The sequence below is a fragment of the Enterobacter sp. 18A13 genome (assembly GCF_007035975.1).
In the GTDB taxonomy this organism is placed as follows: domain Bacteria; phylum Pseudomonadota; class Gammaproteobacteria; order Enterobacterales; family Enterobacteriaceae; genus Enterobacter; species Enterobacter vonholyi.
The window spans coordinates 3428158-3448242 of record NZ_AP019634.1 but is presented as its reverse complement, the minus strand read 5'-3'; the positions used below and the strand labels follow the sequence as shown (position 1 = coordinate 3448242).

Here is a 20085-nt window from a genome sequence, read left to right as displayed (position 1 = left end):
GGCCCTGCTATGCAATACCCCCATTTTACAATAAAAAACCCCGGGCAGGGGCGAGTTTGAGGTTAAGTAAGACATGAGACTGACATCTAAAGGGCGTTATGCCGTGACCGCGATGCTGGACGTTGCGCTCAACTCCGAAGCGGGCCCGGTTCCGTTGGCTGATATTTCTGAACGACAAGGGATCTCCCTCTCTTACCTGGAACAGCTGTTCTCCAGACTGCGTAAAAATGGACTGGTTTCCAGCGTTCGTGGCCCAGGCGGCGGTTATCTGCTGGGTAAAGACGCGGGCAGTATTGCAGTTGGCGAAGTGATCAGCGCAGTTGACGAATCCGTTGACGCGACCCGTTGCCAGGGTAAAGGCGGCTGTCAGGGCGGCGACAAATGCCTGACCCACGCGCTGTGGCGCGATCTGAGCGACCGTTTGACCGGCTTCCTCAACAACATCACCCTCGGTGAGCTGGTGAATAACCAGGAAGTTCTGGACGTATCGGGCCGTCAGCACGGCCATGATTCCCAACGCAGCACCCGCGCGCAGGACGCTATCGACGTCAAACTTCGCGCGTAATAAAACGATAAGTATTTCAGAATCAGGCCGGGGCGAAGACTCGCCCCGTGTACTCGGTCGTACATCCAGCCGGTTGCCTGATTCCTTGCATTGAAGAGATGTACGGAGTTTATAGAGCAATGAAATTACCGATTTATCTCGACTACTCCGCAACCACGCCGGTGGACCCGCGTGTTGCCGAGAAAATGATGCAGTGTCTGACCCTGGACGGAAACTTTGGTAACCCAGCTTCCCGTTCACACCGTTTTGGCTGGCATGCTGAAGAGGCGGTTGATATCGCCCGTAATCAGATTGCTGACCTGGTCGGTGCCGACCCGCGTGAAATTGTTTTCACCTCCGGCGCGACCGAATCCGACAACCTGGCGATCAAAGGTGCAGCCAACTTTTATCAGAAAAAAGGCAAGCACATCATCACCAGCAAAACCGAACACAAAGCCGTGCTGGACACCTGCCGTCAACTGGAGCGTGAAGGGTACGAAGTCACCTATCTGGCGCCACAGAGCAACGGCATTATCGATCTGAAAGAGCTCGAAGCGGCCATGCGTGATGACACCATTCTGGTCTCCATCATGCACGTTAACAACGAAATCGGCGTCGTTCAGGACATCGCGACCATCGGCGAAATGTGCCGCGCGCGCGGTATCATCTATCATGTGGACGCGACTCAGAGCGTGGGCAAACTGCCTATCGACCTGAGCCAGCTGAAAGTGGACCTGATGTCCTTCTCCGGCCACAAAATCTATGGCCCGAAAGGGATCGGCGCGCTGTACGTTCGTCGTAAACCACGTATCCGTATCGAAGCACAGATGCACGGCGGCGGTCACGAGCGCGGCATGCGTTCCGGTACGCTGCCTGTTCACCAGATCGTGGGCATGGGCGAAGCCTACCGCATTGCAAAAGAAGAGATGGAAACCGAGATGGCACGCCTGCGCACGCTGCGTAACCGTCTGTGGGACGGCGTGAAAGATATGGAAGAAGTGTATCTGAACGGCGATCTCGAGCAGGGTGCTCCGAACATCCTCAACGTCAGCTTCAACTATGTTGAAGGCGAATCGCTGATCATGGCGCTGAAAGACCTGGCGGTTTCTTCCGGTTCTGCCTGTACGTCTGCAAGCCTTGAGCCATCCTACGTGCTGCGTGCGCTGGGTATGACTGACGAGCTGGCACACAGTTCTATCCGTTTCTCTTTAGGTCGTTTCACTACCGAAGAAGAGATTGACTACACCATCAAGCTGGTTCGCAACTCCATTGGCCGTCTGCGCGACCTTTCTCCACTGTGGGAAATGTTCAAGCAGGGCGTGGATCTGAACAGCATTGAATGGTCACATCACTAATCGGTACATAAGGAGAATTCAATCATGGCATACAGCGAAAAAGTCATCGATCATTACGAAAACCCACGCAACGTTGGCTCTTTTGACAACAGCGACGAATCTGTTGGAAGCGGCATGGTCGGTGCGCCAGCGTGTGGTGACGTGATGAAGTTGCAGATTAAAGTCAACAATGAAGGTATCATTGAAGACGCGCGCTTCAAGACCTACGGCTGCGGTTCTGCAATTGCGTCCAGCTCCCTGGTTACCGAATGGGTTAAGGGCAAGTCTCTGGACGAAGCACAGGCAATTAAGAACACGGATATTGCTGAAGAACTCGAACTGCCACCGGTGAAAATTCACTGTTCAATTCTGGCAGAAGACGCGATCAAAGCCGCCATTGCGGATTACAAAAGCAAACGTGAAGCAAAATAATTGAGGTTTGAGTATGTCGATTACCCTTAGCGACAGCGCTGCCGCGCGAGTAAGCTCTTTTCTGGCGAACCGTGGTAAAGGCTTTGGCCTGCGACTGGGCGTACGTACCTCCGGCTGTTCTGGTATGGCTTACGTACTGGAGTTTGTTGACGAACCGGCGTCTGACGACACCGTGTTTGAAGACAAGGGCGTGAAGGTGGTGGTCGATGGCAAAAGCCTGCAATTCCTCAACGGCACTCAGCTGGACTTCGTTAAAGAAGGCCTGAACGAAGGGTTTAAATTCACGAACCCGAACGTCAAAGACGAGTGTGGTTGCGGCGAAAGCTTCCACGTTTAACCGCGCGTCATCCGAAACCCCACCGTGGCGTACCCGCTGCGCGTGGGGTTTGTTCTAACAGGCTACCCCTGAGATTGTTATGGATTACTTCACTCTCTTCGGACTACCCGCTCAATACCCGATCGATCTCCAGGCGTTGACGATCCGTTTTCAGGATCTGCAGCGTCAGTACCATCCGGACAAATTCGCGAGCGGTACTCAGGCAGAGCAGCTGGCTGCGGTTTCCCACTCTGCCACCATCAACCAGGCCTGGCAGACGCTGCGCCACCCGCTGGCGCGCGCTGAATATCTGCTCTCGCTCCACGGTTTTGATCTGGCGAGCGAACAGCACACCGTGCGCGACACGGCGTTTCTGATGGAGCAGCTGGAGCTTCGCGAAGAGCTCGATGAGATTGAACAGGCCAAAGACGAAGCGCGTCTGGAAAGCTTTATCACGCGCGTGAAGGGCATGTTCGATACCCGCCATCAGCAGATGGTGGAGCAACTGAACAACGAGACCTGGGACGTGGCGGCAGACACTGTGCGCAAACTCCGTTTTCTCGATAAACTGCGAAGCAGTGCTGAACAACTCGAAGAAAAGCTGCTCGATTTTTAATTTCGGAAGCAATTATGGCCTTATTACAAATTAGTGAGCCTGGCTTAAGTGCCGCACCGCACCAGCGTCGTCTGGCGGTGGGTATCGATCTGGGCACCACCAATTCCCTCGTGGCGACCGTGCGCAGCGGCCAGGCGGAAACGCTGGCTGACGAGCAGGGCCGCCATCTGCTGCCTTCCGTGGTCCACTACCAGCAGCAGGGTCACGCGGTAGGCTATGACGCCCGCGCTAACGCCGCGCGCGATCCGGCGAATACCATCAGCTCCGTCAAGCGCATGATGGGCCGCTCGCTGGCCGATATTCAGACCCGCTACCCGCATCTGCCGTATCAGCTGCAGGCCAGTGAAAACGGCCTGCCGATGATCGCGACCGCGGCCGGTCTGCTGAACCCGATTCGCGTTTCCTCCGACATCCTCAAAGCGCTGGCGGCGCGCGCGACGGCGACGCTCGGCGGCGATCTGGACGGCGTAGTCATTACCGTTCCGGCCTATTTTGACGACGCACAGCGCCAGGGCACCAAAGACGCCGCGCGTCTGGCGGGCCTGCACGTGCTGCGTCTGCTGAACGAACCGACGGCGGCGGCGATTGCCTACGGCCTCGATTCCGGTCAGGAAGGGGTGATCGCGGTTTACGATCTCGGCGGCGGGACGTTTGATATCTCTATCCTGCGCCTGAGCCGCGGGGTGTTTGAAGTGCTGGCGACCGGCGGGGATTCCGCGCTGGGCGGTGATGACTTCGACCACCTGCTGGCGGACTACATCCGCGAGCAGGCGGGCATCAGCGATCGCAGCGATGCGCGCGTACAGCGTGAACTGCTGGATGCGGCCATCGACGCCAAAATCGCCCTGAGCGATGCGCAGACGGTTACCGTCAATGTTGCGGGCTGGCAGGGTGACATCACCCGCGACCAGTTCAACGAACTTATTGCGCCTTTAGTTAAACGCACCCTGCTGGCCTGCCGTCGCGCACTGAAAGATGCGGGCGTTGAGGCGAACGAGGTGCTGGAAGTGGTCATGGTGGGCGGTTCGACCCGCGTGCCGCTGGTGCGCGAGCGCGTGGGCGAATTCTTTGGCCGCACGCCGCTAACCTCCATCGACCCGGACAAAGTGGTTGCCGTGGGCGCCGCGATCCAGGCCGATATTCTGGTTGGCAACAAGCCGGACAGCGAAATGCTGCTGCTGGACGTCATCCCGCTGTCGCTGGGCTTAGAAACCATGGGCGGCCTGGTGGAGAAAGTGATCCCGCGTAATACCACCATTCCGGTGGCGCGCGCGCAGGAGTTTACCACCTTCAAAGACGGCCAGACCGCGATGTCCATCCACGTAATGCAGGGCGAGCGCGAGCTGGTGCAGGACTGCCGCTCTCTGGCGCGCTTTGCGCTGCGCGGAATTCCAGCGCTGCCTGCGGGCGGGGCGCACATTCGCGTTACCTTCCAGGTGGATGCGGACGGCCTGCTGAGCGTCACGGCGATGGAAAAATCCACCGGCGTGGAATCGTCCATTCAGGTGAAGCCGTCCTACGGCCTGACCGATGGCGAAATCGCCTCCATGATTCAGGACTCAATGAGCTACGCCGAGCAGGATGTGAAGGCGCGTATGCTGGCTGAACAAAAAGTGGAAGCCGCACGCGTGCTGGAGAGCCTGAACGGCGCGCTCGCTGCCGACGCCGCGCTGCTCAGTGCCGCTGAGCGCCAGGTGATTGACGAAGCCGCCGCGCGCTTAAGCGCCGTGGCCGAAGGCAATGACGCTGACGCAATAGAAGAAGCCATTAAAAACGTTGATAAACAAACCCAGGACTTCGCTGCTCGCCGCATGGACAAATCTGTCCGCGTCGCGCTGAAAGGCCAGTCCGTGGACGAGGTTTAATATGCCAAAGATTGTTATTTTGCCTCATGCGGACCTCTGTCCGGATGGCGCTGTTCTGGAAGCGAAGACCGGTGAAACCATTCTCGATGTAGCCCTGCGTGCAGGTATCGAAGTGGAACACGCCTGTGAAAAATCCTGTGCCTGCACCACCTGCCACTGCATCGTGCGTGAAGGTTTCGACTCTCTCGCCGAGAGCACCGAAGATGAAGACGACATGCTGGATAAAGCATGGGGTCTGGAGCCAGACAGCCGCTTAAGCTGCCAGGCCGCGGTGACCGATGAAGATCTGGTCGTGGAATTCCCACGCTACACCATCAACCACGCACGCGAGCATTAATATGGGACTGAAGTGGACAGACAGCCGTGAAATCGGCGAAGCGCTCTACGACGCGAACCCGGATCTCGATCCGAAGACCGTACGATTCACCGATATGCATCAGTGGATCTGCGATTTAGAGGATTTCGACGACGATCCAAACGCATCCAATGAAAAAATTCTGGAGGCGATTCTGTTAGTCTGGTTAGATGAAGCAGAATAAATAACAAAACGGGCTGCCTTCAGGCGGCCCGTTTGCTAGTTGCTAATAAGGAAAAATAAAATGACCGAAGCGATGAAGATTACGCTCTCTACGCAGCCCGCCGACGCGCGCTGGGGCGAGAAAGCCAGCTACAGCATCAACAACGACGGTATTACCCTGCACCTGACGGGCAACGATGATTTGGGCCTGATCCAGCGCGCCGCGCGTAAAATTGACGGTCTGGGCATTAAGCATGTCTCGCTGGAAGGCGAAGGGTGGGACACCGACCGCAGCTGGGCATTCTGGGCGGGTTACAAAGGGCCGAAAGGCAGCCGCAAAATTGAGTGGGCGAACCTCGACGAAGCCGGTCAGAAAGAGCTGGAAAGCCGCCTGCAAATCATCGACTGGGTACGCGACACCATTAACGCTCCGGCGGAAGAGTTAGGCCCTGAGCAGCTGGCGCAGCGCGCGGTTGACCTGCTGTGCGGCGTGGCGGGCGACAAAATGTCCTACCGCATCACCAAGGGTGAAGACCTGCGCGAGCAGAACTACATGGGTATCCACACCGTGGGCCGCGGCTCCGAGCGTCCTCCGGTCCTGCTGGCGCTGGACTACAACCCAACCGGCGATAAAGCAGCGCCGGTCTTTGCCTGCCTGGTAGGTAAAGGCATCACCTTCGACACCGGCGGCTACAGCCTGAAGCAGAGCGCGTTCATGGACTCCATGAAGTCCGACATGGGCGGTGCGGCAACCATCACCGGCGCGCTGGCGTTTGCGATTACCCGCGGTCTGAAAAAGCGCGTGAAGCTGTATCTGTGCTGCGCGGACAACATGGTGAGCGGTAACGCCTTCAAGCTGGGCGACATCATTCGCTACCGCAACGGTAAAAACGTTGAGGTGATGAACACCGACGCCGAAGGCCGTCTGGTGCTGGCCGATGGCCTGATCGACGCGTCTGCCCAGAAGCCTGAGCTGATCATCGACATGGCGACCCTGACCGGCGCGGCGAAAACCGCCCTGGGCAACGATTACCATGCGCTGTTCAGCTTCGACGACAAGCTGGCCGCTCGCCTGCTGGCAAGCGCCGCTGCGGAAAACGAACCGTTCTGGCGTCTGCCGCTGGCCGAGTTCCACCGCAGCCAGCTGCCGTCCAACTTTGCCGAGCTGAACAACACCGCGAGCGCGGCGTACCCGGCGGGTGCAAGCACCGCGGCAGGCTTCCTGTCCCACTTCGTTGAGAATTATCACGAAGGCTGGCTGCACATTGACTGCTCCGCAACCTACCGTAAAGCAGCGGTTGAGCAGTGGTCCGCGGGCGCGACCGGTCTGGGCGTGCGTACCGTGGCGAACCTGCTGACGGCTGAGTAATCTTCATTGCCCTCACCCTAACCCTCTCCCACGGGGAGAGGGCCGGGGGGGAAATGCATCATCTGGAATTGCTATGTCCGAAACCAAAAACGAATTAGAAACCCTGCTGGAGCAGGCGGCGACCGAGCCCGCCCACCGTCCGGCATTTTTTCGCACCCTGCTGGAATCGACCGTCTGGGTGCCGGGTACCGCCGCGGAAGGTGAGCAGGTCGTAGAAGACAGCGCGCTGGATCTGCTGCACTGGGAGAAAGACGACGGCACGTCGGTGATCCCGTTCTTCACCTCGCTGGAAGCGCTTCAGAAAGCGGTAGAAGATGAACAGGCGTTCGTGGTGATGCCGGTGCGTACTCTGTTTGAAATGACGCTCGGCCAGACGCTGTTCCTCAATGCGAAGCTGCCGACCGGGAAAGAGTTTACGCCGCGTGAAATCAGCCACCTGATTGGCGAAGAGGGCAACCCGCTCAGCACGCAGGAAGTGCTGGAAGGGGGCGAAACGCTGCTGCTCTCTGAGGTGGCCGAGCCACCCGCGCAGATGATTGATTCCCTGACGACGCTGTTCAAAACGCTCAAGCCCGTCCGGCGCGCGTTTCTCTGCTCCATTAAAGAACGTGCGGACGAACAGCCGGTGCTGTTGATCGGTATTGAAGCCGATGGCGATATCGACGAAATCATTCAGGCGGCGGGCAGCGTGGCAACCGACACGCTACCGGGCGACGAGCCGATTGATATCTGTCAGGTGAAAAACGGTGAGAAGGGCATCAGCCACTTTATTACCGAGCACATCACCCCGTTCTACGAGCGTCGCTGGGGCGGCTTCCTGCGCGATCTTAAAACTAACCGCATCATCTGATTACGGCGGGGTGAATATCACCCCGTTGCTTCCAGCAGCAGTAAATCCATCAGCAGCACCAGATTCGACTCAAACGACGTCACCCCCGCGGCTTCGGCGGCGAAGTGCACCGCTTCGTCATAGAGAGCAAAATGCACGTCCGCCATTCCCGCCAGCGTATTGGCTGAGGCGCGGGTAAACGCGACGATCGTCATACCGACGTTTTTGGCTATCCTCGCTTTATCCAGCACCTGTTCCGTTTCGCCGCTGCGCGAGACGGCAATAAACACCTGATAGCGGGCGGCATTGCTGAGAAAAATATTCCGGCTGTCGCCCGGCCCGGAGATAAACGCCGTTTTGCCCAGTACCTGCAGCTTCTTGGTCAGGTACTCCGCAAACAGATAAGAAAACCCGGCCCCGTAGAGAAAGAAACTCTCTTTCTGGCGCAGCAGGTTAGCAAACTGCTGGCGTTTCACTTGGGTAACCCACTGAAAGGTATGCTGATAGTTGGCTATAAACTGATTAAACAGCACCGGGAGTTCAGGACGCGACTGCGCCTGAGCGGCAATATGCGGCGTGTCGGAGAGCAGCTGCTTGCAGTGCCAGATAAACTCGCTAAAGCCGCTGAACCCCAGCTTCTGGCACAGCCGCATAATAGTGGCGGTAGAAACGAACGTCGCCTGCGCCAGCTCGCGAACCGTGATGTTGCCCACCAGCAGCGGATGCTCCGTGAGGTGGGCGAGGACGCGATACTCCGCGCGGGTCAGCGACGCCCCGCGCGTTAACAGCGTGGCCAGGCGGTTATCCATTATTTCGCGGGTTCGACAGGCAGATCGTCTCGCGCACCCCATTCGCTCCAGGCGCCGTCGTAGAGCGTGACGTCGCTTACGCCGAGCGTGGCGAGCGCCAGAATCACTACGCAGGCCGTCACGCCGGAACCGCAGCTGGCAATAATCGGACGATGTAAATCAACCCCTGACTGGTCAAAAATAGCGCGCAGCTCGTCGGTGGTTTTCAGCTCGCCCTCAAACACCAGATTGCCCCACGGCACGTTCAGCGCGCCCGGAATATGTCCGCGCTTCAGCCCCGGACGTGGTTCATCCGCTTGGGCATTGAAGCGCGGAGCAGGGCGGGCATCGACGATTTGCGCCGTTTTTTCATGGCTCACGACCAGTACGTCGGTCAGGCGTTTCACCACATGGGCGTCAAAGGTCGCGTCGAATTCGCCTTCCGGCAGCGTTACGTCACCCTGCTGAAGGGGCAGCTCGTCGCGCTTCCAGCCCGCCAGCCCGCCCGCCAGAATCGAGACTTTTTCTACGCCGAAGTTTTTCAGCATCCACCACGCGCGCGGTGCGGAGAAGAGGTTACCTTCATCATACACAACGAGGTGCTTATCTTTGCTGATGCCCAGCTCGCGCATCGCCACGGAAAACGCTTCCGGGCGCGGCAGCATGTGCGGCAGGGGAGAGTTGCGATCGGAAAGGGCTTCGATATCAAAAAATACCGCGCCAGGCAGATGCCAGGCACGGTATTCTCCGGGCACGTCACGATGCTCTTGTCCCGGAGGGGCCATACGCGCGTCAATAATCTGAACTTCCGGATCGTCGCCGTGCTCAATCAGCCAGTCGGCAGCGACAAAATATGAGGTGGACATGGGTTGCCTCCATTCTTTTCCGTAAAAAAGGATTGTCGGTGTTTTTTCTGACACCGACAAGCAAACCACGTTCAACTCGCGAGCAAGCCCCTATTTTTTCACCGGTTCGCCGTCCTGCCAGGCTTTTTGCAGCGCAGGCCAGTAGTCGCGGTTGGCCTCGATCATCTCGTCAAGAATCGCTTTCGCATGTTCCATGGTCGGCACGGTGCGGTTGAGGGTGAACGCCTGCAGGGCTTTCTCATAGCTGCCCTCGATGGTCGCCTCCACCAGAAGCTGTTCCGAGGCGAGCTGCTGTTGCAGCAGGGTCTGATGGAACAGCGGCACCTGACCGAAGCGAATCGGTTCCGGGCCTTCGGCGGTGATATAAGCGGGCACTTCCACCACGGCATCGTACGGCAGGTTGGCGATCGCCCCGCGGTTTTCCACCATTACCAGATGTCGGCTGCGCAGGTTAAAGGCCAGCGAGCAGGCGACATCAACAATAAACTCGCCGTGGACGCCCACATGGAAGGCATCCGGTAGGATCCAGGTTCGCTTATATTCTTCGGCAGCGGCGAACAGCTTTTTCTCACGCCCGTCCATCACTTCATTGGCGCGGGTATAGTCCGGGTTCTGATGCTCCACAATCTGGTTCGGCATCAGGTAGTACTGCAGATACGGGTTCGGCAGATACTCCGGGAAGTTGTCCATGATCGGCTTGATATTGCGCCAGGTCTTCACCCATGAAGGATCGGAATGCTGCGGATCGGTTTTAGCCGCGTCTTCCGTCAGCAGGCCAAACTTTGCGATATGCTTACGCAGCTCGGGCAGCTTATCTTCGCCGTCCACCAGCACGCGGGTAAACCAGCCGAAGTGGTTCAGGCCGAAGTAGTCGACCTCCAGCTTGTGGCGATCGACACCCAGAATTGCCCCCATATTGCGCATCGCGGCCACCGGCATATCGCAGATATTCAGCACCCTCGCGTTCGGGCGCAGACGCCGCACGCCCTCCGCGACGATCGCCGCCGGGTTGGAATAGTTCACGATCCAGGCTTTTTCATGCGCGTAGCGATCGACCAGATCGATAAGCTCCACCATCGGCAGGATCGTGCGCAGGCCGTAGGCAAGCCCGCCGGGTCCGCACGTTTCCTGGCCCACCACGCCGTGACGCAGCGGGATCTTCTCATCCTGCTCGCGCATTTTATACTGGCCGACGCGCATCTGGGCGAAGACGAAATGCGCGCCGCTGAAGGCCACTTCCGGATCGCTGGTGACGGTAAATTTGATGCTCTGACTGTGGTCGCGAATCACCTTCTCGACGACGGGCGCAATGGTGTTTTGACGCGCCTCGTCGATGTCATAAAGGCGGATTTCGGCCAGAGGGAAATCCTGCAGGCGCACCATCAGGCTTTTCACAATACCCGGCGTGTAGGTGCTGCCGCCGCCGGCAATCGACAGAATGAATGGGGGTGTAAACATCTTTAGCTCCTTTCAGAGAAACGTCTCAACGGCTTCTCGCATTTTTTTGACGTGCAGCCCGTAGACCACCTGAACGTTGTTACCTTGTTTGATAATCCCTTTCGCGCCGGTCTCCTTCAGCCGCGGCTCGTCGATAATGGCGACGTCCTTCACCGTGACGCGTAAGCGGGTGTAGCAGTTATCCACGACCTGAATATTTTCCCGGCCTCCGAGACCTACCACGATGGATTCGCCGAGCCCGTCGTTATTCCCCTTCGCCTGGTACTCCTGCTTGCTGTAAAGACGCGTTTCCTTGTCGTCATCCTCACGGCCCGGCGTTTTCATGTTGAAGTGCAGGATCAGGAAGCGGAACACCACGAAGTAGAGGACAAACACGATCAGCCCCACCACGATGTACATCGGCCAGTTGGACTTCTCCGTGCCGAGCGGCAGGTTGTAAAGGATGAAGTCGATAATCCCGTTGGCGCCGATGGCGTGAACGCCCAGCAGCGAGAACAGCATCATGCCGATGCCGGTCAGCACCGCGTGCACCACGAACAGCAGCGGGGCGACGAAGAGGAATGAAAACTCAATCGGCTCGGTCACGCCGACCAGCAGCGAGGTCAGCGCCGCGGGGATAAGAATGGCTTTCGCAATGACTTTACGCTCCGGCTTTGCGGTCATATACATCGCCAGCGCGGCGGCAGGCAGGCCGAACATTTTGCTGATGCCGCGCGCGTCCCACACCACCGTGCTGCTGAGCTGCTTCACGTTCGGGCAAGCCATCTCGGCGAAGTAGATATTGCGCGCGCCCTGATAGGTTGCGCCGCACACCTCCTGCGTACCGCCCAGCTCGGTATAGAGAAACGGCGTATAAACCAGATGGTGCAGGCCAGTGGGAACCAGAATACGTTCCAGGAAGCCGTAGATGGCCACGCCAAACGGTCCGGAGCCTTTGATGGCAAGCGCCAGGGCGCTGATGCCGTGCTGGGCAAAGGGCCACAGTTCACTCATCACCACGCCGAGCAGCATGGAGACCGGAAGCATTACAATGGCGACAAAACAGTGGCCGGAGTAAATCGCCATCGCGCCGTTAAACTGTACGCCGGAGTATTTATTGTACAGATATCCGGAGAGCGCTCCGGTCAGGATCCCGGCAAAGACCCCCATCTCCAGCACCTGCACGCCCAGCACCATGGTCTGTCCGGCCGCTTTCATCTGGGCAACTGGCGCCAGCGCGCCCTGCAGCTGCAGCGTGACGTTCATGGCGTTGATGAACACGATAAAGGTGACCAGGCCAATCAGTGCGGCATAGCCTTTATCACGCGTCGCCAGACCAATCGGAATACCGACGGCAAACACCAGCGCCAGGTTAACCAGCACCGACACGGCAGATTTCGCGATAAGCTGACCAGTATGCTGAATCAGAGGATGTCCGAGAAACGGCAGGTACTCCGCGAGATTACCGTTACCCAGCACGTTACCAAAGGCGATAAACAGACCGACGATCGGTAAGATAAGTACCGGTCCGTACAATGATTTTCCGAAATTTTGTAGGGCGTTCACGGCTCGTTTCATGGCTTTCTCTCTTATTGAACCGCGCACTCGGGGTGCGTCATGGTCATAAAACTAGCAGTCTTCAGGCACGTTTATCCAGCTATCTTATTGTTTTAAAAACAAATGACCTGGAAAGTAACATGTGACGTTATGTCTTGTGATCGTGGTTCCATCACGGCGTAGCGGCGTGATGCCATTCTGCGAGGCGCTTTCCAGACTCTAAAATTGGACTTTTTGAATTAATGAAACTTGCGGATAATACTTATCCGGACGACGACCAACAGGCCCCCTGGGCCAGGGACAAAGGATGAAACCGTTTCGCTTAGCCGCGCTCTCTCTTGCGCTGCTTACCACGTTTACGCTTGTCGGCTGTGATAACAGCGACGATAAATCTCAGGCTGCGGCTCCCGCGGCATCCACCGCATCCACACCAAAAGCCGCGGAAAAGCCCAATGCTGAAACGCTGGCTAAACTGGCCGCCCAGAGTCAGGGAAAAGCGCTGACCTTGCTGGATGCCTCTGAAGTCCAGCTAGACGGTGCTGCCACGCTGGTGCTGACCTTTTCTGTTCCGCTGAATCCTGAACAGGATTTCGCGAAAACAGTGCATGTCGTGGATAAGAAAAGCGGCAATGTTGACGGGGCGTGGGAACTTGCGCCTAACCTGAAAGAGCTTCGCCTGCGCCATCTGGAGCCTAACCGCAACCTGGTCGTCACCGTTGAACCTGGCCTGCAGGCGCTGAACAAAGCGACGTTTGGTACTGATTATGAGAAAGCCCTGACCACCCGGGACGTTGAACCCACCGTCGGTTTTGCCAGCCGCGGCTCGCTGCTGCCGGGTAAAGTGGTGGAAGGGCTGCCGGTTATGGCGCTCAACGTCAACAATGTCGATGTCAACTTTTACCGCGTGAAGCCTGAATCGTTGGCCTCCCTTGTTAGCCAGTGGGAGTACCGTAACTCGCTGACCAACTGGGAATCCGACAACCTGCTGAAGATGGCGGAACTGGTTTACACCGGTCGATTCGATCTTAATCCGGCGCGCAACACGCGCGAAAAATTGCTATTGCCTCTGAAGGATATTAAACCGCTCCAGCAGTCTGGCGTTTATATCGCGGTCATGAACCAGGCCGGGCACTACAACTACAGCAACGCCGCGACGCTCTTTACCTTAAGCGATATTGGACTGTCCGCTCACCGTTATCATAACCGCCTGGACATCTTCACCCAGAGCCTGGAAAACGGGGCGGCGCAGTCCGGGGTTACCGTTACCCTGCTGAATGACAAAGGGCAGACCCTTGCCGAAGCAAACAGCGATGCCGACGGCCATGCGAAGCTTGAAACCGACAAAGAGGCCGCGCTGATCCTGGCCAGCAAAGACGGCCAGACCACGCTGCTTGACCTCAAGCTGCCGGCGCTCGATCTGGCGGAGTTCGATATTGCCGGTAGCCCCGGCTACAGCAAGCAGTTCTTTATGTTTGGCCCGCGCGATCTCTACCGCCCGGGTGAAACGGTGATCCTCAACGGCCTGCTGCGCGACAGTGACGGTAAGCCACTTCCCGATCAGCCCGTGAAGCTTGACGTGCTGCGTCCGGATGGACAGGTCGCGCGTACCATTGTCGTCAAGCCAGAGAACGGGCTCTATCGCTTTAACTATACGCTGGACAGCGGAGCGCAGACCGGCATGTGGCATATACGCGCCAACACGGGCGATAACCTGCAGCGTCTGTGGGACTTCCATGTCGAAGACTTCATGCCAGAGCGCATGGCGCTCAACCTGAGCGGACAAAAAACGCCGGTATCACCGCAGGATAACGTCGACTTTAACGTGGTGGGCTATTACCTTTATGGCGCACCGGCCAACGGTAATTCTCTGCAGGGCCAGCTTTTCCTGCGTCCGCTGCGAGACGCGGTGTCTGCGCTGCCGGGCTTCCAGTTTGGCGATATCGCCGAAGAGAACCTGAGCCGCAGTCTTGATGAAGTGCAGCTTACGCTTGATGAGCAGGGGCGTGGGCAGGTTTCTACCGAAAGCCAGTGGAAAGAGGTGCATTCTCCGCTGCAGCTTATCCTGCAGGCCAGCCTGCTGGAGTCGGGCGGTCGCCCAGTGACGCGTCGTGCTGAGCAGGCCATCTGGCCCGCAGCGGAATTGCCGGGTATCCGTCCTCAGTTCGCCAGCAAGGCGGTTTACGATTACCGCACCGATACCACCGTCAACCAGCCGATTGTTGATGAGAACGGCAACGCCAGCTTCGATATCGTTTACGCCGATGCCAGCGGCGCGAAAAAACCGGTGTCCGGTTTGCAGGTTCGCATGATCCGCGAGCGCCGCGACTACTTCTGGAACTGGTCTGAGAGCGAAGGCTGGCAGTCTCAGTTCGATCAGAAAGACCTGGTCGAGGGCGAGCAGGAGCTAACTCTCAAGGCCGATGAGACGGGTAAAGTCACCTTCCCGGTGGAGTGGGGCTCTTATCGTCTGGAGGTGAAAGCGCCTGATGAGATGGTCAGCAGCGTGCGCTTCTGGGCGGGGTACAGCTGGCAGGATAACAGCGACGGCACCGGAGCTGCACGCCCTGATCGCGTGACGCTGAAGCTGGATAAGCCAGCCTATCAGCCAGGCGATACCATCAACCTGCACATTGCAGCGCCGGCCGCAGGCAAGGGCTATGCGATGATCGAATCCAGCGAAGGGCCGCTGTGGTGGAAGGAGATCGACGTACCGGCAAACGGGCTTGATCTCGCTATCCCGGTCGACAAAGCCTGGAAACGTCACGATCTTTATCTGAGTACGCTGGTGGTGCGTCCTGGGGATAAATCAAAATCCGCTACGCCGAAACGCGCGGTCGGCCTGCTGCATCTGCCGATGGGCGACGAAAACCGTCGCCTGAATATTGCGCTCGATAACCCACAGAAAATGCGTCCAAACCAGACGCTCTCGGTGAAGGTGAAAGCCAGCGTGAAAGAGGGGGCCGTGCCGCAGAAGGTGAACGTCCTGGTATCGGCGGTGGACAGCGGCGTGCTGAACATTACCGATTACGTGACGCCTGATCCCTGGCAGGCTTTCTTTGGTCAGAAGCGCTACGGCGCGGATATCTACGACATTTATGGCCAGGTCATTGAAGGGCAGGGCCGCCTGGCCGCGCTGCGCTTCGGTGGCGATGGGGATGAACTGAAGCGCGGCGGCAAACCGCCGGTGAACCACGTCACCATCATTGCCCAGCAGGCACAGCCGGTCACGCTGGATGCCAACGGGGAAGGCACGATTACGCTGCCGATTGGAGACTTTAACGGTGAGCTGCGTCTGATGGCGCAGGCCTGGACGGAGGACGATTTCGGCAGCAGTGAAAGCAAGATTATTGTAGCCGCGCCGGTTATTACCGAGCTGAATACCCCACGCTTCCTGGCAAGCGGAGACACCTCGCGGCTGACGCTGGATCTAACCAACCTGACCGACCAGCCGCAAACGCTGGACGTTGCCCTGACCGCAACAGGCAAACTATCGCTGGAAGGCGGGCAGCCGCAGCCGGTGCAACTGCCTCCGGGGGCACGAACCACCCTCTTTATTCCGGTGCGTGCGCTGGAAGGCTATGGTGACGGTGAGGTGACAGCACAGGTTACCGGCCTGCAGATTCCGGGCGAGACCTTTGCGCCACAGCAGAAGAGCTGGAAAATCGGCGTGCGTCCGGCGTTCCCGGCGCAGACGGTCAATACCGGTGCCATGCTGAACCCTGGCGAATCCTGGACCGCACCGGCGCAGCACAGTAACGGTTTCTCTCCTGCCACCCTGCAGGGGCAACTGCTGCTGAGCGGAAAACCACCGCTCAACCTGGCGCGCTACATTCGTGAGCTGCAGGCCTATCCGTATGGCTGCCTGGAGCAGACCGCAAGCGGCCTGTTCCCGTCGCTCTACACTAACGCGGCGCAGCTTACGGCGCTTGGCATCAAAGGTGATACGGACGATAAACGCCGTGCCGCCATTGATATCGGTATTTCCCGTCTGCTGCAGATGCAGCGTGAAGACGGCGGGTTCGCGCTGTGGGATAAAAACGGTCCGGAAGAGTACTGGCTGACGGTCTACGTGACCGACTTCCTGGTGCGCGCGGGCGAGCAGGGTTACAGCGTACCTGCCGATGCGGTGAATAACGCCAATAGCCGCCTGCTGCGCTACCTGCAGGATCCGGGCATGATGTCCATTCGCTACAGCGACGATACTCAGGCCAGTAAATTTGCCGTGCAGGCCTATGCCGCTCTGGTGCTGGCACGTCAGCAAAAAGCACCGCTGGGAGCTCTGCGTGAAATCTGGGAACGTCACGCTCAGGCGGCGTCCGGGCTACCGCTGATGCAGCTGGGCATGGCGCTCAAGCTGATGGGCGATGCGCCGCGCAGCCAGCAGGCGCTGGATCTGGCGCTCAAAACACCGCGTAAGGACAGCAAAACCTGGATGGCCGATTACGGCAGCCAGCTTCGCGATAACGCGCTGATGCTATCCCTGCTGGAGGAGTACAAGCTGCTGCCGGATGCGCAGAATACGCTGCTGAATGCTCTGTCTGAACAGGCCTTCAGCCAACGCTGGCTGTCAACGCAGGAGAGCAACGCGCTGTTCCTAGCCGGACGTTCGCTGCAAACCTTGTCCGGTACATGGCAGGCGAAAACCTCTCTGTCTGAGACCGCATCTGGCGGCGATAAGTCACTGGTACAAAACGTGAGCGGCGACCAGCTTGGCGCGCTGCAGGTGACCAATACCGGCACGACTCCGCTGTGGGTGCGTCTGGACAGCACCGGATATCCGGAATACGCCCCTCAGCCGAGCGCGAACGTGCTGCAGGTTGAACGTCATATCCTGGCAACCGACGGCAGCACTAAATCACTCTCTTCCTTGAAGAGCGGTGAGCTGGTGCTGGTGTGGCTGGAAGTTAAAGCCAGCCAGAACGTGCCGGATGCGCTGGTGGTGGATCTCCTCCCTGCGGGTCTGGAGCTGGAAAACCAGAACCTGGCGAGCAGCAGCGCCAGCCTGCAGGACAGCGGTAGTGAAGTACAGAACCTGCTCAGCCAGATGCAGCAGGCGGACATTCAGCATATGGAATTCCGCGACGACCGCTTTGTGGCCGCCGTGCCGGTAAATGAAGGTCAGCCGGTCACGCTGGTCTATCTGGCGCGCGCCGTGACGCCGGGAACCTACCAGGTGCCGGTTCCGATGGTCGAGTCCATGTATGTGCCGCAGTGGCGGGCAACGGGGGCGGCCAGTGGCCCGCTGATTGTTGTTCCGTAATATGCGAATGGCACGTTTGACACGCCCCCGCTGGCTCTGGCTGGCGGGAGCGCTTCTCGTTTTATGGGGGCTAATTGTCGCCGCCGACCGCCTGTGGCCGTTGCCTCTGAAAGAGGTTAACCCTGCCCGGGTGGTGGTGGATGAGAAGGGCACGCCGCTCTGGCGTTTTGCCGATAGCGATGGGATCTGGCGCTATCCGGTGACGATCGAAGAGGTATCTCCCCGTTATCTTGAGGCGCTGATCCAGTATGAAGATCGCTGGTTCTGGGATCACCCCGGCGTAAACCCGCTCTCTGTTCTGCGCGCTGCCTGGCAGGATCTCACTTCCGGAAGAGTGGTTTCTGGCGGCAGCACGCTCACCATGCAGGTCGCGCGACTGCTGGACCCGCATCCGCGCACCGTTGGCGGCAAAATTCGCCAGCTCTGGCGTGCCATGCAGCTGGAGTGGCATCTTTCCAAGCGTGAGATCCTCACGCTCTATCTCAACCGCGCCCCGTTTGGCGGTACGCTGCAGGGCGTGGGGGCTGCAAGCTGGACGTATCTGGGCAAGCCGCCGTCGCAGCTCAGCTATTCCGACGCGGCGCTGCTGGCGGTGCTGCCGCAGGCACCGAGTCGTTTACGCCCGGACCGCTGGCCTGAACGGGCCGAAGCGGCGCGCAACAAAGTGCTCGACCGCATGGCGACGCAGGGCGTCTGGTCCGCAAAGCAGGTCAAAGAATCCCGTGAAGAATCAGTATGGCTGGCGCCCCGGCAGATGCCGCAGCTGGCGCCGCTCTTTGCACGGATGATGCTCGGCAAAAGTCGCGACACGAAAATTGTCACCACGCTGGATGCCGGACTGCAGCGGCAGCTGGAAGAGCTGGCAATGAACTGGAAATCCCGCCTGCCGGCACGCAGCTCGCTGGCGATGATCGTGGTCGATCATACCGATATGAAAGTGCGCGGCTGGGTAGGATCGGTGGATATCAACGATGACACGCGTTTTAGCCACGTAGATATGGTCAATGCGATCCGATCACCGGGATCGGTGTTAAAACCCTTTATCTACGGCATGGCGCTGGATGATGGCCTGATCCATCCCGCCTCGCTGCTTCAGGACGTTCCCAGAAAAACCGGTGATTATCGCCCGGGAAATTTTGACAGCGGTTTCCACGGACCGGTCAGCATGAGTGAAGCGCTGGTGCGCTCCCTCAACCTGCCGGCCGTACAGGTGCTGGAAGCCTACGGACCAAAACGGTTTGCCGGGATGCTGAGCAATGCAGGCTTGCCGCTGATCCTGCCCGCGGGGGCGCAGCCAAATCTGTCTCTGATCCTCGGCGGGGCAGGCTCGCGGCTGGCAGATATCACCGCTGCCTACAGCGCCTTTGCCCGACACGGTAGGGCGGGAAGGCTGCGCCTGCAGCCGGGCGATCCGCTGACTGAACGTCCGCTGTTATCACCGGGCTCGGCGTGGATTATTCGCCGGATTCTTGCCAATGAAGCGCAGCCGCTGCCGGATAATGCGCTACCGCAGGTTGCGCCGCTGGCATGGAAAACCGGCACCAGCTACGGCTACCGTGATGCCTGGGCCATCGGTCTGAATGCCCGTTACGTGATAGGCATCTGGACCGGGCGACCGGACGGCACGCCCGTGGCGGGACAGTTTGGGTTTGCCAGTGCGGTGCCGCTATTAAACCAGGTCAATAACCTGCTTCAGTCGCGCTCAACGGTAGACGAAGCCCGCCTGCCGCGCGATCCGCGTCCGGCAAGCGTCGGGCGGGGCGCGATCTGCTGGCCTGGCGGCCAGTCGCTGCCGGAAGGCAGTGAAAACTGTCGACGTCGCCTGTCGACCTGGCTGCTGGATGGGAGTGAACCGCCCACGCTGCTCTTGCCCGAACAGGAAGGCATACGCGGGATCCGTTTCCCGGTCTGGCTGGATAAATCAGGTAAACGCGTGGCGGCAGATTGCCCGGATGCTACAGAGAAGATCCTGGATGTCTGGCCGCTGCCGCTGGAGCCGTGGCTGCCCGCAACCGAGCGTCGTGCGGTACGGGTCCCTCCTTCATCAACAACCTGTCCTCCGCTGTCGCAGGACGCACCTGCGCCACTCATTCTGACCGGCGTGCGTGAAGGGGCCGTCATCAAACGTCTGCCAGGGGAACCCCGCGTTTCGCTGCCGCTTCAGGCGACCGGCAATAGCGGTGAGCGCTGGTGGTTTTTGAACGGTGAACCGCTGAATGTGAAGGGGAGAGTTTACACATTACAGCTTGATAAACCGGGTGATTATCAGTTACTCGTTATGGATGAGACCGGGCAGGTCGCGACGGTGAATTTTACGCTGCAGTGACCTGAAAAAAGCTTTCTGATGTGAGCTGT

At 58.7% G+C, this 20085-nt stretch carries 16 protein-coding genes; 12 read left to right on the top strand and 4 right to left on the bottom strand.

Annotated features, from left to right (window positions below):
• The first annotated feature begins 73 nt into the window (after positions 1 to 73).
• The 10 genes from iscR (at position 74) to sseB (ending at position 7843) form a co-directional block, all read left to right on the top strand.
• Positions 74 to 565 (top strand): Fe-S cluster assembly transcriptional regulator IscR, encoded by a 492-nt coding sequence (gene iscR / locus FOY93_RS16580; protein ID WP_045399615.1) that lies wholly within the window; start codon positions 74 to 76, stop codon positions 563 to 565.
• A 119-nt stretch (positions 566 to 684) separates the two neighbouring features.
• Positions 685 to 1899 carry a cysteine desulfurase gene (gene iscS, locus FOY93_RS16575; RefSeq protein ID WP_008502157.1) on the top strand — a complete coding sequence of 405 codons (1215 nt, stop codon included), beginning with the start codon at positions 685 to 687 and terminating at the stop codon, positions 1897 to 1899.
• A gap of 24 nt (positions 1900 to 1923) precedes the next feature.
• Positions 1924 to 2310: a Fe-S cluster assembly scaffold IscU gene (gene iscU / locus FOY93_RS16570; protein ID WP_003860661.1), complete on the top strand. Its 387-nt coding sequence runs from the start codon at positions 1924 to 1926 to the stop codon at positions 2308 to 2310.
• Positions 2311 to 2323: 13 nt separating this feature from the next.
• Complete coding sequence (iscA, locus tag FOY93_RS16565) at positions 2324 to 2647, top strand: iron-sulfur cluster assembly protein IscA (protein WP_003860659.1); 324 nt, start codon at positions 2324 to 2326, stop codon at positions 2645 to 2647.
• A 79-nt stretch (positions 2648 to 2726) separates the two neighbouring features.
• Positions 2727 to 3242, top strand: coding sequence for a co-chaperone HscB (hscB, locus tag FOY93_RS16560; protein ID WP_024908642.1), 516 nt, complete (start codon positions 2727 to 2729; stop codon positions 3240 to 3242).
• 14 nt (positions 3243 to 3256) lie between these two features.
• Complete coding sequence (gene hscA / locus FOY93_RS16555) at positions 3257 to 5107, top strand: Fe-S protein assembly chaperone HscA (protein WP_143345402.1); 1851 nt, start codon at positions 3257 to 3259, stop codon at positions 5105 to 5107.
• A 1-nt stretch (position 5108) separates the two neighbouring features.
• Entirely contained in the window at positions 5109 to 5444 is a 336-nt protein-coding gene (gene fdx, locus FOY93_RS16550) for an ISC system 2Fe-2S type ferredoxin (RefSeq protein WP_003860652.1), read from the top strand.
• A gap of 1 nt (position 5445) precedes the next feature.
• Positions 5446 to 5646 carry a Fe-S cluster assembly protein IscX gene (iscX, locus tag FOY93_RS16545; RefSeq protein ID WP_003860650.1) on the top strand — a complete coding sequence of 67 codons (201 nt, stop codon included), beginning with the start codon at positions 5446 to 5448 and terminating at the stop codon, positions 5644 to 5646.
• A gap of 60 nt (positions 5647 to 5706) precedes the next feature.
• Positions 5707 to 6993, top strand: coding sequence for an aminopeptidase PepB (pepB, locus tag FOY93_RS16540; RefSeq protein ID WP_047173878.1), 1287 nt, complete (start codon positions 5707 to 5709; stop codon positions 6991 to 6993).
• 73 nt (positions 6994 to 7066) lie between these two features.
• Positions 7067 to 7843, top strand: a complete 777-nt coding sequence (gene sseB, locus FOY93_RS16535; RefSeq protein ID WP_133294923.1) for an enhanced serine sensitivity protein SseB — start codon at positions 7067 to 7069, stop codon at positions 7841 to 7843.
• Positions 7844 to 7860: 17 nt separating this feature from the next.
• Here the strand turns inward: sseB and FOY93_RS16530 are convergent, their stop codons facing one another.
• The 4 genes from FOY93_RS16530 to FOY93_RS16515 form a co-directional block, all read right to left on the bottom strand.
• Complete coding sequence (locus tag FOY93_RS16530; RefSeq protein ID WP_136195563.1) at positions 7861 to 8631, bottom strand: MurR/RpiR family transcriptional regulator; 771 nt, start codon at positions 8629 to 8631, stop codon at positions 7861 to 7863.
• On the bottom strand, positions 8631 to 9476 hold the full coding sequence (gene sseA, locus FOY93_RS16525; protein ID WP_143345401.1) for a 3-mercaptopyruvate sulfurtransferase: 846 nt from the start codon (positions 9474 to 9476) through the stop codon (positions 8631 to 8633). Before sseA ends, FOY93_RS16530 begins: the two co-directional genes overlap by 1 nt.
• A gap of 90 nt (positions 9477 to 9566) precedes the next feature.
• Complete coding sequence (locus tag FOY93_RS16520) at positions 9567 to 10934, bottom strand: 6-phospho-alpha-glucosidase (protein ID WP_143345400.1); 1368 nt, start codon at positions 10932 to 10934, stop codon at positions 9567 to 9569.
• A 12-nt stretch (positions 10935 to 10946) separates the two neighbouring features.
• Positions 10947 to 12491 carry a PTS transporter subunit EIIC gene (locus FOY93_RS16515; RefSeq protein ID WP_143345399.1) on the bottom strand — a complete coding sequence of 515 codons (1545 nt, stop codon included), beginning with the start codon at positions 12489 to 12491 and terminating at the stop codon, positions 10947 to 10949.
• A 286-nt stretch (positions 12492 to 12777) separates the two neighbouring features.
• Here FOY93_RS16515 and FOY93_RS16510 point away from each other — a divergent pair, with 286 nt between their 5' ends.
• Both FOY93_RS16510 and pbpC read left to right on the top strand, forming a co-directional pair.
• Positions 12778 to 17730 carry an alpha-2-macroglobulin family protein gene (locus FOY93_RS16510; RefSeq protein ID WP_143345398.1) on the top strand — a complete coding sequence of 1651 codons (4953 nt, stop codon included), beginning with the start codon at positions 12778 to 12780 and terminating at the stop codon, positions 17728 to 17730.
• 1 nt (position 17731) lies between these two features.
• A complete protein-coding gene (gene pbpC / locus FOY93_RS16505; protein WP_143345397.1) occupies positions 17732 to 20056 on the top strand; it encodes a peptidoglycan glycosyltransferase PbpC in 2325 nt (774 codons plus the stop codon).
• Positions 20057 to 20085 lie beyond the last annotated feature (29 nt).

Excerpts from the sequence above, each read along its gene's own strand:
- iscR (WP_045399615.1), top strand. The coding sequence starts at position 74 with ATGAGACTGACATCTAAAGGGCGTTATGCCGTGACCGCGATGCTGGAC.
- iscS (WP_008502157.1), top strand. The coding sequence starts at position 685 with ATGAAATTACCGATTTATCTCGACTACTCCGCAACCACGCCGGTGGAC.
- iscU (WP_003860661.1), top strand. The coding sequence starts at position 1,924 with ATGGCATACAGCGAAAAAGTCATCGATCATTACGAAAACCCACGCAAC.
- iscA (WP_003860659.1), top strand. The coding sequence starts at position 2,324 with ATGTCGATTACCCTTAGCGACAGCGCTGCCGCGCGAGTAAGCTCTTTT.
- hscB (WP_024908642.1), top strand. The coding sequence starts at position 2,727 with ATGGATTACTTCACTCTCTTCGGACTACCCGCTCAATACCCGATCGAT.
- hscA (WP_143345402.1), top strand. The coding sequence starts at position 3,257 with ATGGCCTTATTACAAATTAGTGAGCCTGGCTTAAGTGCCGCACCGCAC.
- fdx (WP_003860652.1), top strand. The coding sequence starts at position 5,109 with ATGCCAAAGATTGTTATTTTGCCTCATGCGGACCTCTGTCCGGATGGC.
- iscX (WP_003860650.1), top strand. The coding sequence starts at position 5,446 with ATGGGACTGAAGTGGACAGACAGCCGTGAAATCGGCGAAGCGCTCTAC.
- pepB (WP_047173878.1), top strand. The coding sequence starts at position 5,707 with ATGACCGAAGCGATGAAGATTACGCTCTCTACGCAGCCCGCCGACGCG.
- sseB (WP_133294923.1), top strand. The coding sequence starts at position 7,067 with ATGTCCGAAACCAAAAACGAATTAGAAACCCTGCTGGAGCAGGCGGCG.
- FOY93_RS16530 (WP_136195563.1), bottom strand. The coding sequence starts at position 8,631 with ATGGATAACCGCCTGGCCACGCTGTTAACGCGCGGGGCGTCGCTGACC.
- sseA (WP_143345401.1), bottom strand. The coding sequence starts at position 9,476 with ATGTCCACCTCATATTTTGTCGCTGCCGACTGGCTGATTGAGCACGGC.
- FOY93_RS16520 (WP_143345400.1), bottom strand. The coding sequence starts at position 10,934 with ATGTTTACACCCCCATTCATTCTGTCGATTGCCGGCGGCGGCAGCACC.
- FOY93_RS16515 (WP_143345399.1), bottom strand. The coding sequence starts at position 12,491 with ATGAAACGAGCCGTGAACGCCCTACAAAATTTCGGAAAATCATTGTAC.
- FOY93_RS16510 (WP_143345398.1), top strand. The coding sequence starts at position 12,778 with ATGAAACCGTTTCGCTTAGCCGCGCTCTCTCTTGCGCTGCTTACCACG.
- pbpC (WP_143345397.1), top strand. The coding sequence starts at position 17,732 with ATGCGAATGGCACGTTTGACACGCCCCCGCTGGCTCTGGCTGGCGGGA.